Annotated in this window: 13 protein-coding genes, 1 tRNA gene and 1 pseudogene; 6 read left to right on the top strand and 9 right to left on the bottom strand. The window is 60.7% G+C overall.

Annotated features, from left to right (window positions below):
- Positions 1-21: 21 nt before the first annotated feature.
- Positions 22-1107, top strand: coding sequence for a polysaccharide deacetylase family protein (locus tag HMPREF9697_RS01910; protein ID WP_002715454.1), 1086 nt, complete (start codon positions 22-24; stop codon positions 1105-1107).
- Between the two features lie 124 nt (positions 1108-1231).
- Positions 1232-1906, top strand: coding sequence for a peptidoglycan recognition protein family protein (locus HMPREF9697_RS01905; RefSeq protein ID WP_002715453.1), 675 nt, complete (start codon positions 1232-1234; stop codon positions 1904-1906).
- 143 nt (positions 1907-2049) lie between these two features.
- Here the strand turns inward: HMPREF9697_RS01905 and HMPREF9697_RS21625 are convergent, their stop codons facing one another.
- Positions 2050-2172 carry an MFS transporter small subunit gene (locus tag HMPREF9697_RS21625; protein ID WP_002715452.1) on the bottom strand — a complete coding sequence of 41 codons (123 nt, stop codon included), beginning with the start codon at positions 2170-2172 and terminating at the stop codon, positions 2050-2052.
- A gap of 103 nt (positions 2173-2275) precedes the next feature.
- Positions 2276-3712 carry an L-lactate MFS transporter gene (locus tag HMPREF9697_RS01900; RefSeq protein WP_002715451.1) on the bottom strand — a complete coding sequence of 479 codons (1437 nt, stop codon included), beginning with the start codon at positions 3710-3712 and terminating at the stop codon, positions 2276-2278.
- 348 nt (positions 3713-4060) lie between these two features.
- Between HMPREF9697_RS01900 and HMPREF9697_RS01895 the strand changes: the two genes are divergently transcribed.
- Positions 4061-4972 (top strand): LysR family transcriptional regulator, encoded by a 912-nt coding sequence (locus HMPREF9697_RS01895; protein WP_002715450.1) that lies wholly within the window; start codon positions 4061-4063, stop codon positions 4970-4972.
- Positions 4973-5345: 373 nt separating this feature from the next.
- Positions 5346-6953: a gamma-glutamyltransferase gene (gene ggt / locus HMPREF9697_RS01890; protein ID WP_210161933.1), complete on the top strand. Its 1608-nt coding sequence runs from the start codon at positions 5346-5348 to the stop codon at positions 6951-6953.
- Between the two features lie 229 nt (positions 6954-7182).
- On the opposite strand, the pseudogene HMPREF9697_RS01885 reads toward ggt, so the two are convergent.
- The 3 genes and pseudogenes from HMPREF9697_RS01885 to HMPREF9697_RS01875 form a co-directional block, all read right to left on the bottom strand.
- Positions 7183-7873 (bottom strand): annotated as a pseudogene (locus HMPREF9697_RS01885) (MOSC domain-containing protein).
- A gap of 124 nt (positions 7874-7997) precedes the next feature.
- Positions 7998-8082: transfer RNA gene (locus tag HMPREF9697_RS01880), tRNA-Leu, on the bottom strand.
- Positions 8083-8277: 195 nt separating this feature from the next.
- Entirely contained in the window at positions 8278-8520 is a 243-nt protein-coding gene (locus tag HMPREF9697_RS01875; protein ID WP_040307770.1) for a FliM/FliN family flagellar motor switch protein, read from the bottom strand.
- Between the two features lie 54 nt (positions 8521-8574).
- Here HMPREF9697_RS01875 and lipB point away from each other — a divergent pair, with 54 nt between their 5' ends.
- Entirely contained in the window at positions 8575-9300 is a 726-nt protein-coding gene (gene lipB / locus HMPREF9697_RS01870; RefSeq protein ID WP_002715446.1) for a lipoyl(octanoyl) transferase LipB, read from the top strand.
- Positions 9301-9312: 12 nt separating this feature from the next.
- Here the strand turns inward: lipB and HMPREF9697_RS01865 are convergent, their stop codons facing one another.
- Together HMPREF9697_RS01865 and HMPREF9697_RS01860 are read right to left on the bottom strand one after the other, a co-directional pair.
- Positions 9313-9696: a VOC family protein gene (locus HMPREF9697_RS01865; protein WP_002715445.1), complete on the bottom strand. Its 384-nt coding sequence runs from the start codon at positions 9694-9696 to the stop codon at positions 9313-9315.
- Positions 9697-9830: 134 nt separating this feature from the next.
- A complete protein-coding gene (locus HMPREF9697_RS01860) occupies positions 9831-10259 on the bottom strand; it encodes a tautomerase family protein (protein WP_002715444.1) in 429 nt (142 codons plus the stop codon).
- Between the two features lie 111 nt (positions 10260-10370).
- Here HMPREF9697_RS01860 and HMPREF9697_RS01855 point away from each other — a divergent pair, with 111 nt between their 5' ends.
- Positions 10371-11225, top strand: a complete 855-nt coding sequence (locus tag HMPREF9697_RS01855) for a LysR family transcriptional regulator (protein WP_002715443.1) — start codon at positions 10371-10373, stop codon at positions 11223-11225.
- Here HMPREF9697_RS01855 and HMPREF9697_RS01850 read toward each other — a convergent pair whose 3' ends face one another.
- Complete coding sequence (locus tag HMPREF9697_RS01850) at positions 11226-12830, bottom strand: glycosyltransferase family 39 protein (RefSeq protein ID WP_002715442.1); 1605 nt, start codon at positions 12828-12830, stop codon at positions 11226-11228.
- 90 nt (positions 12831-12920) lie between these two features.
- Complete coding sequence (locus HMPREF9697_RS01845; RefSeq protein WP_002715441.1) at positions 12921-13220, bottom strand: acylphosphatase; 300 nt, start codon at positions 13218-13220, stop codon at positions 12921-12923.
- Between the last annotated feature and the right edge of the window lie 101 nt (positions 13221-13321).

Raw genomic sequence — 13321 nt, 5'->3', positions numbered from 1 at the left:
CAAATCCGCTACGGCAATTCCATGCGCTCTCTTGTCCTCTGCTCCGCCACCCTGCTCGTATTATCTGCCACGCCGTTCGCGCATGCCGCCGAATGCCCTGGCCATCCCGATGCGCTCGGCACCTCGCGCACGCTGGTGGTCGACCCCACTGAGCATCCGCGCATCGGCACCATGCAATATCCGGAGACGCTGCCACTCAATGACCATGAGGTGGTGCTGACCTTCGACGACGGTCCGCTGCCGAAACACACCAAGCCGATCCTCGACATCCTCGCCGCGCAATGCGTCAAGGCGACCTTCTTTATCGTCGGCCAGATGGCGAACGCCTACCCGCAGATGGTGCGCGAAGTGCGTGACGCCGGTCACACCATCGGCACCCACACCCAGCATCATCCGCTGCGCATGAACCGGATGTCGATCGAAGAGAACGAGGCCGAGATCAACGAAGGCATCGCCTCGACCGCCGCAGCGCTCGGAGATCCCGCGCAGGTCGCACCGTTCCTGCGCATACCCGGCCTGCTCCGCTCAAGCGAAGTGGAAGATTATCTGACCTCCAAAGGCATCCAGACCTGGAGCGCGGACTTCCCCGCCGACGACTGGCACCGCATCTCGCCCGCGCGCGTCACGCAACTCGCGATCAGCCGCCTCGAGGCGAAGGGTCGCGGCGTACTGCTGCTGCACGACATTCAGGCACGCACCGAAAAGGCATTGCCGAACATTCTGCGCGAGTTGAAAGCACGCGGCTATCGCATCGTCCATGTCGTACCAGCAACGAAGGACATGCCGAAGACGCCGACCGCACCGTGGCAATGGCACCTGCATCCGGTCGAGCCGGTGCAGGCAACTGCCGACGGCATGCGCTTTCGCTTCGCGCCCCAGCCGGTCCGTGCCGCGAACAAGACCGCTGCAATGGCTACCGTTCCTGCGATGATCCAGACATCGCGCAAGGGCGACATCAGCGCGCTGTGGTGGAACATGCATGCCGACGCCCGTGCGCAGGACGCGGCCGCAGCCCTTCTGTCGTTGTCCGCCGCTTCATTTCAGTTCAGCGAGGACGAACCGAAATCGCCCTATCTCAAGGCAGCCTCGGCCCTGCCGCGAGAGTAAAGCGCAGCCGGAGCTATGTTGTTCAAGCCGGATTTTTCCACCGGCTGTGTCCTGCATGCATCTATCGCCGACCCCTTGCTGTCATTAGGCTTTCCATAAGGTCACTCTTGCCGGATGGAGCCTGGTGGTTCGCTTCGTTCTGATAATTGCATGTCTCATCGCCGGGAGTTCGCCACTCGCGGCACAGTCTGCTTCGTTGTCTGAACCCGCTCCGTCTCTGGAAACCCTCGCGCGTCAAAGCGGCACGCCGGACATCCCCGGCCTCAACATCGTCTGGCTGGTGCCGTGGGGCGATCGCGCGGACGCAAACCTCTGGCACAACGTCGTCGTGCACCAGAGCGAAGGTCCGCCCGGCTCGGCCCTTCGCAACGCTTTACGTCAAACGAAAAACCCAGAAGGGCGCGGCGCGACAATCTGGGTGGAAACGGACGGCACCGTCTACTGGGCCGTCGGCGAATGGGCGACGCCCAAGCATGTGCGGCTCGGCGGCAATCGCAACGACGACAAGTTCATCGACAACCGCGAGACCTTCCGCCTCACGCCGAATAACAATTCGATCGGCGTCGAATTCACGGGCAACTATCCCAACGTCCGCAAGCCGGTGACAGAGGCGCAGATCGAGGCGTGGCGGATTCTCGTCCGCGTGCTGCAGGCACGCTACGGCATTCCGAGTGATCGCATCTTCGCGCACAACTGGATCGACTATAAGGATCGCCGTTATTGCGAAGGCTGCATGCTCGCCACGATCGCCCGCGCGCAAGGCGCCGAGATCGCGCTGCAAGGACCACCCGACCGATGAGAGGAATGACGGCGCACCACGGCCCGTGCATTCCGTCCCGTACATACAAAAAGACCAACCCACGGTGGGGTTGGTCAGTCCTGGGGTAGAAACACTGCATCAGGTACTTGAAGACGCGAGTTCGCGCGGCTTCGACACCTCCTTCAGTAAAAGAGCTTCATTGCATTGACCAGCGTCTGGCTGACGCCGGCAAGGAGAGGAATTCCCACGAAACCCCACGCCAATATCAGCGAAATGGGACTGGTTTTGGTTTCGGTCTGCTGCATGTCAAATCCCTTTATCGGCATTGATGATTGATTGAGTGCGTAACGATGATTGGCACAGATGCGAGCGAACTGATCCGGGTCGCTCGCATCTGCTGGTGGACGTTTAAACGCTTGCAGGCACGCCTTCGGGAGCCGTCTGATCGGCGCTCGTGGCGTTCTTCATGTGATATTTTTTATCCACGGCCTTGACGCAAGCATTGGCGATGAAGCCGATCACCAGCAATCCGGCCATGATGTACATGGTGGTGTTGTAGGCCTGCGCCTTCGGCACGCCATGAGTGACGTTGTACTCGCGGATGTAATTGACCAGCACCGGACCCGCGACACCCGCCGCCGACCAGGCGGTGAGCAGGATGCCGTGGATGGCGCCGACATACCGCGTACCGAACAGGTCACGCAGATAGGCAGGAACGGTCGAGAACCCGCCCCCGTACATCGACACGATGACGAGGAAGCAGCAGACGAACAGGACGACGTTGCCGCTGCCGCCCGCATAAGGCACGGTAATGTACAGCACAAAGCCGAGGCACATGAACACGAAGTAAGTATTCCTGCGTCCGATATAGTCCGACAGCGACGCCCACGAAAAACGGCCGCCCATGTTGAACAGGCTCATCAGGCCGACGAGACCGGCTGCGGCAATCGGGGTGATATGGCCTGGGAACATTTCCTGACTCATCGCCGATGCCTGACCGAGCACACCGATACCCGCCGTGGTGTTGAGGAACAACACGGTCCACACCAGCCAGAACTGCGGCGTCTTGATCGCGTCGTACACAAACACATGGTTCGTCGTGACGAGCTTTTTGCTGGCGACCGCCTCGGGAACGAACCCCTCCGGCTTCCAGCCCTCGGCCGGCACGCGCACGATCAGCGCGCCCATCATCATGAAGAAGAAGTAGACGCAGCCAAGGACGATGAAGGTATTGAACACACCAACATCGGTCGCTGTATGAAACTTGCCCATCAGCCAGACCGATAGTGGCGAAGCGATCATCGCGCCGCCACCGAAGCCCATGATTGCCATACCCGTCGCCATGCCGGGACGATCCGGAAACCATTTCATCAGCGTCGAAACCGGAGAAATGTAGCCGATGCCGAGCGCACAGCCTCCGATCACGCCATAGCCTAGATAGATCAGCCAGAGCGTATGCAGATGGACGCCAAGCGCGGAGATCAGGAAGCCGCTCGCCCAGCAAATCGCTGCCGTGAACATGGCCTTACGTGGGCCACCCTCCTCGACCCATCGGCCGAACACCGCCGAGGAAATGCCGAGGAACAGCATGGCGATGGAAAAGATCCAACCGAGTTCAGTCAATTTCCAGTCACCCGGAGCGGACTGGGTGACGCCAAGCAGCTTGGTCATCGGCAGGTTGAACACGCTGAACGCATAGGCCTGACCGATACATAGATGAACGCAAAGCGCTGCCGGCGGAATCATCCAGCGGCTATAACCCGGCCTTGCGATAGTTCTCGTTCGATCCAGAAAAGGTAGCCACGCCTTCGAGTAAGTCTCCGGTGTATTCGTTGCAACAGCCATTATCCCCTCCCATGGGACGTCACTCGATCGCATTCATTGCTTAGCTTCGAGTCAGCGAATATTTCCGTTTTCGGAAACATCTTTGACAAACGAATAATGTCGACGGCAGCCATCAGGATTTCCGATATGAAATTCCGAGGGACGAAACTGCCTTGTAAACAGGGGATTTATTGAAAACCCGGGAGGAGCTGAAGGCGTTCTGGCCTCTCTCATCAATAAGGCGAATTCGCCCGCCCGATTACATCGTGCGGCGAAATAACGCCGAACTATCATTTGATCAGCAAATCGCTTTGACAAATTATTCCTATTGTCCGTGAATGAGCGGAGCACCAATCAAACGAGCCGACAATGGATACCGAACTCGCACGAACCTTTCTCACCGTCGTCACGTCCGGAAGCTTCGTCAACGCGGCAGAACATCTCCACGTGAGCCAGTCCACGGTGAGCACCCGCATTCATGCACTCGAAGAGCACCTCGGATGCGCTCTTTTTGTACGCAATAAAGCAGGCACGACCCTCACGGCAGCTGGCCGCCAATTCCAGCGCCACGCCTCAACTCTTGTCCGGACACTCGAACTTGCACGGCATGATGTCGGGCTGCCGCCGGGATTTAGCGGGTCGCTCGCGATCGGTGGCCGCATCGGGTTGTGGGAGGAGTTTCTGCTGGAATGGCTGCCTGAGATGCAGCGCTGCAATCCGGCGATTTCCATTCGGGCAGAAAGCGGAATCGAGCCCGAGATCATGCAGGGTCTGATCGAGGGACGCCTCGACATCGGAGTGATGTATACGCCGCAAAGCCGACCCGGACTTAAAATTCAGCAATTGTTCGAAGAACGTCTGGTGATGGTTGCAAGTTCACCGGACAGACCGCCACACCCGCAATCCGATTACGTGTATGTCGACTGGGGTCCTGAGTTCTATACCCGCCACAACACGTGCTTTCCGGATTTCACCGGATCATCGCTCGTTGCAAACATAGGCTGGCTGGGGTTGCAGCATATTTTGAAGACCGGAGGTGCGGGCTATTTTCCGGCCCGGATGGTCTGGCCATTTGTGAAGGACGGCAAGCTTCATATAGTCGAAGATGCGCCGGAGTTCTTCATGCCGGCCTACGTCGTGTTTGCAGTCGAGCGTGACGAGCAAGTCATCAATGACGCGCTCAGCATCATGCTTCGCATAGCCGACCAAAACCATGGCACGGTCGATTCAGCCCACACTCTCAAGAGAACGCGTCAGAAGCCCGCATTCGCGGCTGAATGATTGACCGGCCGCGCCACAACGCGCCGAGATTGCGTCGCAAGGCCCGCTGCACTGAATGTTGCGATCCTCTTCGGCAGCGGCACGCGCAAGCAGCTCAGAAAATTCCTAGCTGCAAGCGCAGGTGAATCAGAAAATTCCTAGCTGTCTGCGACAACGCAGCAAAGCGTGCACCGCTTTACGCAATGACTCGCCGAACCTACAGTTCGCATGTCTCCTGAGCGAGATGCCGTTTCAGCAACACGCTGACAGCGAGCGCACAAGGAACGTCGAGGAAACAACTATGTCCAGTCATCATCCTTTCGCCGACAAGCCTTTTTCACTCACCCGCAGAGATGCATTGCTCGGCTCCGCCGCACTCGCTGCCGCGTCTGCCATGCCGACAATGGCCTGGGCCGCAGCCGATCCCTCCGCCCTTGCACGCTCAACGAAAGGCATGGTGACGAGTCCGCACGAACTCGCGACGCGCGCGGGCCTCGAAGTTTTGCAGAACGGCGGCAACGCCATCGAAGCCGCGATCGCCATCGCCGCGACGCTGTCCGTCACCTACCCGCATTTCTGCGGTCTCGGCGGCGACTCCTTCATGGTTCTCAGCGACCGCAACGGCAACGTGCGCACACTCTCCGGTATCGGACAGGCCGCGGCCAATCCTCCCGACTACAAGGGATCGATTCCGATCCGCGGTCCGCAATCCGCGCTCACCACGGCGGCCGCCGTCGACACCTGGGATCAGGCTTTCGATTTCAGCCGCAAGGCATGGGGCGGCAAACAAAGCTGGGAGTCTTTGTTCAAGCGTCCGATCGAATACGCGCGCAATGGTTTTCCTGTCACCCCGTCGCAGAAATTCTGGCAGAGCTTCGAGGAAAAGAACCTCAAGGACTGGCCGGACATCCAGCGCATCTTCATGCCGAACGGGAAAATCCCCGAAGTCGGCGAGAAGCTCGTCCAGCCGCAACTTGCAGATTCGCTGGAGATGCTCGCGAAGAACGGCGGCCGTGATTTCTACGAAGGCAAGCTTGCCGAACGTGTCGCCGCGGGTCTCAAGGCCATGGGCTCTCCCCTCACGGCGACTGACCTCGCGCGCACCAGAGCGCGGGACGAAGCCCCGCTTCGCGTCAAATATCGTGGCGGCGAGCTATTGGGCATCCGGCCGCCCACGCAAGGCATCACCACGCTCGAGATCATGGGCATTCTCGACCGTTTCGATCTCTCAAAATATCCCGAGGGCAGCGCGGACCACTACCATCTGATGGTCGAGGCCGTGAAACCGGCCTTCATCGACCGTAACCTCATCGGCGATCCGGAATTCGTCGACGTGCCGGTGAACTTCCTGCTCTCGAAGGAGAACCTCGACGCCCACGCCAAGGCGATCGACATGGCCAAAGCGGCACCCTGGCCGCATGTCTTCAAGAAGGCCGATACCGTCTACATCGGCGCGACCGATCCTCAAGGCAACTGCGTCAGCATGCTGCAGACAGTCTATTATGATTGGGGCAGCGGTTTTGTCGCCGGCGACACCGGCATTCTCTGGCACAATCGCGGCGCCTCGTTCCGGATCGACCCCAAGAGTCCGAACCGGCTGGAGCCCGGCAAGCGGCCGTTCCACACGCTCAATCCGGGCATCTATCTCAAGGACGGTAAGCCGCGGATTCTCTACGGCACGCAAGGCGCCGACGGTCAGCCGCAGACACTCACCGCCATCCTGACTCGCCTCATCGACTACAACATGGACCCGCTGACTGCGCTCGCGAGGCCGCGCTTCCTGCTCGGCAAGACCTTCTCCGACACACGCGACAGCCTGAAGCTTGAGCAGGATGCCGGAGATGCCGTGTTCAAGGAGCTTGCCGCGCGCGGACACGAGATCAGCGCGATTCCGGCGCAAAGCCAGCTCGCGGGCCATCCCGGCGCGATCAAGATCGACGCGGACGGCACGATCACCGGTGCGCACGATCCGCGCAGCGACGGACGGGCACTGGCGCTCTGACAAGCACTTCGCGCGGGCATGAGGAAACACCTCGTGCCCGCGCGGCCACCTTGCTATCGCCTGCGTGAGCCGTGCCTCATCCTCGGATTTTTGAAAATGACAGAGCCGCCCGGGCACTACGCCGTGCGGCTCTCTCATGCGGCTGTCGGCTCAAGTTCCGATTCCACCGCCATCTGAGAGCAGGCTGCGCCGTGTTGGTTAACAAAGTCTAAACGCAGAAATCGGCGCACTACACTGACGTACCGAGGCGGCGCGACCAGTCCTCCGTCTGGCCTGAAGACAGCCGCGCTTCCGCCAGACGTCGCCAAGTTCTCCGGCAGGCCCGGTAACTTCGCGAGTTCGGCCAGCGCCGGACGATTCATCCGGTCGTGATAAAGCAGATGCGATGTGCGGGTGAGCGTCCACGCAGCATGCGGCCGCGTCACCAGTGTGCCCCGATCTCCCGCCGCAATGACTCCCGGCTCGATCACCCGAAAGTACCAGCCGGTGCGTCCACTCTCCTGCACGCGGCGCGCCATGTCGGGCACCTCGAAACGCCAGTTCAGTTTCCAGCACGGCTGGCGGCCTTGACTGACTTCGACCAGCGTTGAGCCGATGCGCCAGCGATCGCCGAGACAGATGTCGGCTTCACTCGCACCACCGATGACGAGATTTTCTCCAAACGCACCGGGGCGGAAACGTTCTGCCTGCGCAGGCAATTCATTCGCCCAGCCCGGCAAATGCGACACCGCGTAGGCGTGGATCGCCTTGTCCGGCCCGCCATGATGCTTTCTGTCTGCCTGCTCGTCTCCATCGAGACCGAGAGGACCCGCCGCGAGCGCACCCTCGACCTTGTGCTTCTCGATGGCGCTGAGTGCGCCTGACGCACCGAGTGGTGCGGCACGGCCGATACGCAATTCGAGAATCTTAAAACCGGTCATGCTGTGCCTGCTGCTAACGGCAATCCGGCCAGCTTCCGCAGGCCGAATCGGAACAATTCCCCGCCCATCACCAAGTGAGGGCGAAAGCAGGAAAATACCAGTTAAATCAATGGGAATTTCGGGCTGGTGCGCTCGGAGGGACTCGAACCCCCACGATTTTACTCACTGCCACCTCAAGGCAGCGCGTCTACCAATTCCGCCACGAGCGCTTTGCGACTATTCCGGAACATGGCCCCGGCGGGCCGGATCGACCCTGTCACGGCGCCGATGTAACAAATGGATCATTCAGAAACAAGGGCTTACAGAGCTTCGGCCCACAGCCCCGCATCTTTCTTGTTATGCCTTTAAAACCGGGGCTTTCTTGCGAAAACGACCCGCTGGGCGAGGCCCGAAGCCCTCCCGCCCTAACGCTGGTCGGCCGTTTTCGGCAACATCCGCTTCACCTCGACGGCGATCCGGTTGCGGTTGACGATCACCGCCCCAGACGCGATCGGCAGGTTGTTGGCCAGAACCTTGACCTCGTCCTGCTCGGTGGCATCAAGTTCGATGATGGCCCCGCGGCTCAACCGCATGACCTGATGAATAGGCATCCTGGTGGTCCCAAGAACCACCATGAGATCGACGGAAACGTTATCGATTGTCGCCACTGTACCTGACCCGGAAAGACTGCTTTTTCCAGATCACCACGCTATGGTGAACAGATGGTTAATTTTCGCGATACCCTTGCCTCATCACCGTTTTCTGCCGCGGCCGGCGCCGCCGTCGAATGGCGGGTGACGGATTCGCTGGTCGATTACGAGGAGGCGCTCGCGATCATGGAGGCGCGAGCGGCGGCGATCGCCGAGGGTACCGCACCGGAGCTCGTCTGGCTCCTGGAGCATCCCCCTCTTTATACGTCCGGCACCAGCGCCCGGCCGGGCGATCTCGTCGACGCCCGTTTCCCAGTGTTCGCCACCGGCCGCGGCGGCCAGTTCACCTATCACGGTCCCGGCCAGCGCGTGGTCTACCTGATGCTGGATCTGAAGCGGCGGCGGCCGGACGTACGTGCCTACGTCGCCAATCTTGAACAGCTCATCATCGCGACGCTCGCCGCCTTCAATGTGCACGGCGAACGGCGGGAAGACCGCGTTGGCGTCTGGGTGAAGCGGCCCGAGAAGGGCGAAGGCTATGAGGACAAGATCGCCGCGATCGGCGTCCGGCTGAAACGCTGGGTGTCGCTGCACGGCATCGCCATCAACGTCGAACCGGAGCTGTCGCATTTCACCGGCATCGTGCCGTGCGGGATCGAAGACCCGCGCTACGGCGTCACCAGCCTTGCCGATCTCGGCCTGCCGGTGACCATGCATGATGTCGATATCGCGCTCCGGCAGGCGTTCGAGGACGTGTTCGGCGCCCTCGAACCGGCCCTGCCCGAAGCGGCGGATTGATCGTCGCGGTCTTTAGCCGGGGTAAGACGACCGGGCACAGAGCTTGTTGCCGTCGGGATCGCGCATATAGGCGAGGTACACCTTCTTGCCGCCCGACTCGCGAACGCCCGGAGGATTTTCAGCGGTGGTGCCACCGTTCGCAACGCCGGCCGCGTGCCATGCATCGACCAGAGCCGGGCTCTTGATGCTCAGGCCGATGGTGCCGCCATTGGCAAAGGTCGCCGGCTGGCCGTTGATCGGCTTGGTGATCAGGAATCGGACGTTGCCGTCGGTATAGGCGACGCGGCCCTTTGCATCGACGGTCCCGGCCGTTCCACCGGCTGCGGTGAAGATCGCGTCATAGAATTTCTTCGCCGCTTCGATGTTATTCGAACCGACCATGATGTGGCTGAACATAACAAGACTCCAATTGACGGTGGATGAGATGATCTACTCCAAACGCATACCGGTGCAAGAGCAATCCAGAATCGCAAAATATTCGGGAAAGCCATCGGCTTTCCCGAATATTGGACATGTCAGTAATGACGTAGTCACACCGCGAGCTGATACGGCGGAATCCATAGTTTCTTCGCGATGTAGCGCCGCTCCTGCGTCAGTCCGCCGAAACCATAAGCGTCCGCGCGCACTTCGTGCACGTGCACATAGCTTTCGGTGTGCAGCGACCCCAGCAGTTCGCCGAACCTCTTGAACGTCGCCGCGATGAACTCGGCCTTCTCGTCCTTGCTGTTGGTGCCGTCGGTGATGTGGATATCGAGCCAGACGCTCGAGAGTTTCTGTTCGGCGAGCGAACGGCCGCCGGCGAACCAGTCAGACGCCTCGACCGCCTGCACGATGATCGCGGTAACCTTCGGATCCTTGTGCAGGATGTTCGACGACAACTCGCTCACGGCTGCGGCGATCTCCGCCTTTGCCGGAGGAACCTCCTTGGTGGATGAATACTGAACGGTGATGAGGGGCATGGTCTGTCTCCTTGAAATACTGCCTTGCTGACAGAAGCAAGCTAGACCCGCGACCATGATTTTGGTATCTTATCATTCTTGATATCAATGATAACATAAATTGATTATGCCATGAGCACGCTCGACATCGAAACCGTTCAGGCCTTCCTGCTGGTGGCGGACCTGCAGAATTTCACCCGCGCAGCCGAAGTGCTCGGCACCACGCAGGCCGCGGTCTCCATGAAACTGCAGCGGCTGGAGGCGACGCTCGGCAGGCGCCTCGTCGAACGCTCGCCCCGTGCCGTCCGGCTGACAGCGGACGGCATCACGTTCAGGAAGGACGCGCAGGCTCTGATCGATGCTCATGACCGCGCGTTGAACGGCGCGCAGGCTGCGCGCAAGCAGCTAGCACTCGGCTTCAGCGATCACGCCGCCGGTCCCGAACTCGTGCCCATCATGGAGCGGCTACGGTCGCTCTCGTCGTCACTCACCATCACCGTGCAGATCGGTTTTTCGCACGACCTGCTCGATGCCTTCGATGCCGGGACGCTCGACGCGGTGATCGTGCGGCCGGAAGGAAGCCATCGCGGCGGCGAAAAGCTGACCGAGGATGAATTCGGCTGGTTCGCCGCGCCGGCGTTCAAATGGGCTGTCGGGGAACGACTCCCCATCGCAACACTCGCGCCGTCCTGCGGCGTTCGCGCCCTTGCGGTGCGCGCGCTCGACAAGGCGAAACTGCCGTGGACGGAAACGTTCATCGGCGGCGGCGTCACCGCCGTCGTTGCGGCGGCCGAAGCAGGCCTCGGCGCGGCGCCGCTTGCCCGTCGCATCGCCCCGCCCGGACTGATCGATATCGGTACGACCTATAAGCTGCCAAAGCTCGGCAAGTCGAAAGTCATGCTCTATTCGCGTGTGAGCGACGCCACGCAGCTCGCGGCGCTGCGCGCCATTTCGGCCGCGTTCCGCAAGATCGTTCTCGCTGCGTGATCAGTCGGTCCGCTTGCGCGCACCGACCTCGTCAAGCCGTTCCGCCGGTGCGCTCTCTTCTTCCGGCTTCGCAAGAGGTGCAACCATGATGGCCGTCACGTTACGCGTCGCCCCGCGAATTCCCCACAAAGAGAGGTGCACCGGGAAGGTCCACTGACGCGCGCGGGGAGCGGCCTGCACGACCCTCGCCATCCACTCCACGCAGCCGGCCTCGCCTTCAAAGCAAAGAGCGCTCCAGCCCTTTGCGAAAGTACTGTTTCTCGGCATGCCCCATTCGTGCTGGTAAGCAAAAGGACGGCTGTAGACGGGATGATCCGGGCTGTAGAACGCCGTGGCGAAGGCAAGCCCATCTTCGCCGCTGACGCGTTCGAGCCGCGTCCCGTAGGCCTCATGCCATGCAGCCGTCAGCACGTCGGAAGCGCCCCGGTAAAAGTCGCGACCGCTCTCATTGGGCCTGACGTTCCGGTAAAGCGCGTACACCGGCGACGCGAGCAGTGCGCACAGAAACAGGGATCCGACCAGGGTCGCAAGATTAACCGTCTCGATGCGGGGAATCTCAAAACGCAAGGCACAGACAGCTATCAGGATGACGAAGAACAGTCCCTGGAAATGCCATGTCGTCGGCAAATCGCTGGCGAGAACAAGGACCGTCAGCATCGGCGACAGGAAACTCGCCGCGAACACCAGAAACAACAGCAGCAGCCCGGAGGGAAGTGTCTTGAGATTCCTTCCCCATTCGCGCAATTGCGAACGCAACATGACGGCAAGGCTGACCACGGGCAGCAGCAGGTAGGCAATATTGGTCAATGCGAAAAGCACGACGCCCTTGAACGAATGAACGTCGTGCTTGACGTGCATATGCATCGCATAATGAAACGGCCCGAAATTGTTCTGCCACAGCCAATAGACGTGCGGCGCGATCCCGATCAGCCCGCACACCAGCGAAATCCACGGTGCCTTGGAGCGCAGATACCGCATGCGGTCGGGATGAAGAATGGCGGCGATCACAAATCCGAGCAGGAGAAAGATCGAATAATATTTGCCGAGCATCGCAACCGCGCACAAAAAGCCGGTCGCGGCAGCCCAGCCCGCCGTGCGTTCCTCGAACGAGCGCAGGAAGCAGTAGGTCGCCAGCGGCCAGACCGCGAGCAGTACGGTGTTGGCGTTGAACTTCTCGGCATGGAATTGATAGACCGGCATCAAAAGCAGCAGCAGCAGGATGACGGCCCGCTTGTCGCCACGCACGAAACGGCGCGCGATCAGATCCACGGCAAACAGCGCCAGTCCTGCATTGGCCATCGCCAGCAGACAGAACGACCAGTCCGTCAGCGGAAACACATCCATCCAGCTATGAGCCATCCACCCCATCAGCGGCGGGTGTTTCCAAAACCCCCAGGCCCAGGTTCGCCCCACGGACCACGTCTCGAGGACGTCCATGTGCAAATTGCTGCTGATGTAGGCGATGCTTAAAATCAGCGTCGAGAGCGCGACGAAGCCCAGGATGAACGCCGGAATGGACCAGCCGGTCTCGATGTCATCGAGCCAGCAGGCAATGCTTGCCCGGATGCGACGGAAGCCAGGCGTAATCAGCGGAAGGGTGCCCACGATGGCCCAATAAATAAGGGAATACCGCGCCAGTGCTAGATGTTTCGCGGTAACTTGACAAGCGGCCTGTCGGTTTTCGGTAAGCTGTTCCTAAATCGTCGGCAGGCCGGCGAAGCCCCTTTCCTCACCGCGAGCCATCAGTTCGCCCTCCTGCGCGTCCCGTTCCTCGACACGGGCGACCCGGGCAAAGGACGGCCCCTGGCGGCAGGCCTCGGCCATCGCGGCAACGGCCTGCACTGAGCCGGCCACCACCATCTCGACCTCGCCGCCCCGCCTGTTGCGGACCCAGCCCTCCACGCCAAGCCGGTCGGCGGTGTCCTGCGCCCAGGCGCGGAAACCGACCCCCTGCACCCGGCCATGAACGAGAAGATGTCTGATTGTCCGCGCCATCAGCGATCCCGTCGTCCCTGTGTGAACCTCACAAAATGTAACAAGACTGTCATGAGGAGAAACTACACCGGACCCGCCTGTTTTCATCCCCTCAGGAGATA

The organism is Afipia felis ATCC 53690 (assembly GCF_000314735.2).
Lineage (GTDB): Bacteria > Pseudomonadota > Alphaproteobacteria > Rhizobiales > Xanthobacteraceae > Afipia > Afipia felis.
Note: the sequence above shows the minus strand (reverse complement) of the source record. Positions and strands in the feature narration are given on the sequence as shown.

What these genes read in the sequence shown, in the direction of transcription:
- HMPREF9697_RS21625 (WP_002715452.1), bottom strand. Translation starts at nt 2,172, where the DNA reads ATGCAGCAGACCGAAACCAAAACCAGTCCCATTTCGCTGATATTGGCG.
- HMPREF9697_RS01895 (WP_002715450.1), top strand. Translation starts at nt 4,061, where the DNA reads ATGGATACCGAACTCGCACGAACCTTTCTCACCGTCGTCACGTCCGGA.
- HMPREF9697_RS01860 (WP_002715444.1), bottom strand. Translation starts at nt 10,259, where the DNA reads ATGCCCCTCATCACCGTTCAGTATTCATCCACCAAGGAGGTTCCTCCG.
- HMPREF9697_RS01910 (WP_002715454.1), top strand. Translation starts at nt 22, where the DNA reads ATGCGCTCTCTTGTCCTCTGCTCCGCCACCCTGCTCGTATTATCTGCC.
- HMPREF9697_RS01900 (WP_002715451.1), bottom strand. Translation starts at nt 3,712, where the DNA reads ATGGCTGTTGCAACGAATACACCGGAGACTTACTCGAAGGCGTGGCTA.
- HMPREF9697_RS01855 (WP_002715443.1), top strand. Translation starts at nt 10,371, where the DNA reads ATGAGCACGCTCGACATCGAAACCGTTCAGGCCTTCCTGCTGGTGGCG.
- HMPREF9697_RS01845 (WP_002715441.1), bottom strand. Translation starts at nt 13,220, where the DNA reads ATGGCGCGGACAATCAGACATCTTCTCGTTCATGGCCGGGTGCAGGGG.
- HMPREF9697_RS01865 (WP_002715445.1), bottom strand. Translation starts at nt 9,696, where the DNA reads ATGTTCAGCCACATCATGGTCGGTTCGAATAACATCGAAGCGGCGAAG.
- ggt (WP_210161933.1), top strand. Translation starts at nt 5,346, where the DNA reads ATGCCGACAATGGCCTGGGCCGCAGCCGATCCCTCCGCCCTTGCACGC.
- lipB (WP_002715446.1), top strand. Translation starts at nt 8,575, where the DNA reads ATGGTTAATTTTCGCGATACCCTTGCCTCATCACCGTTTTCTGCCGCG.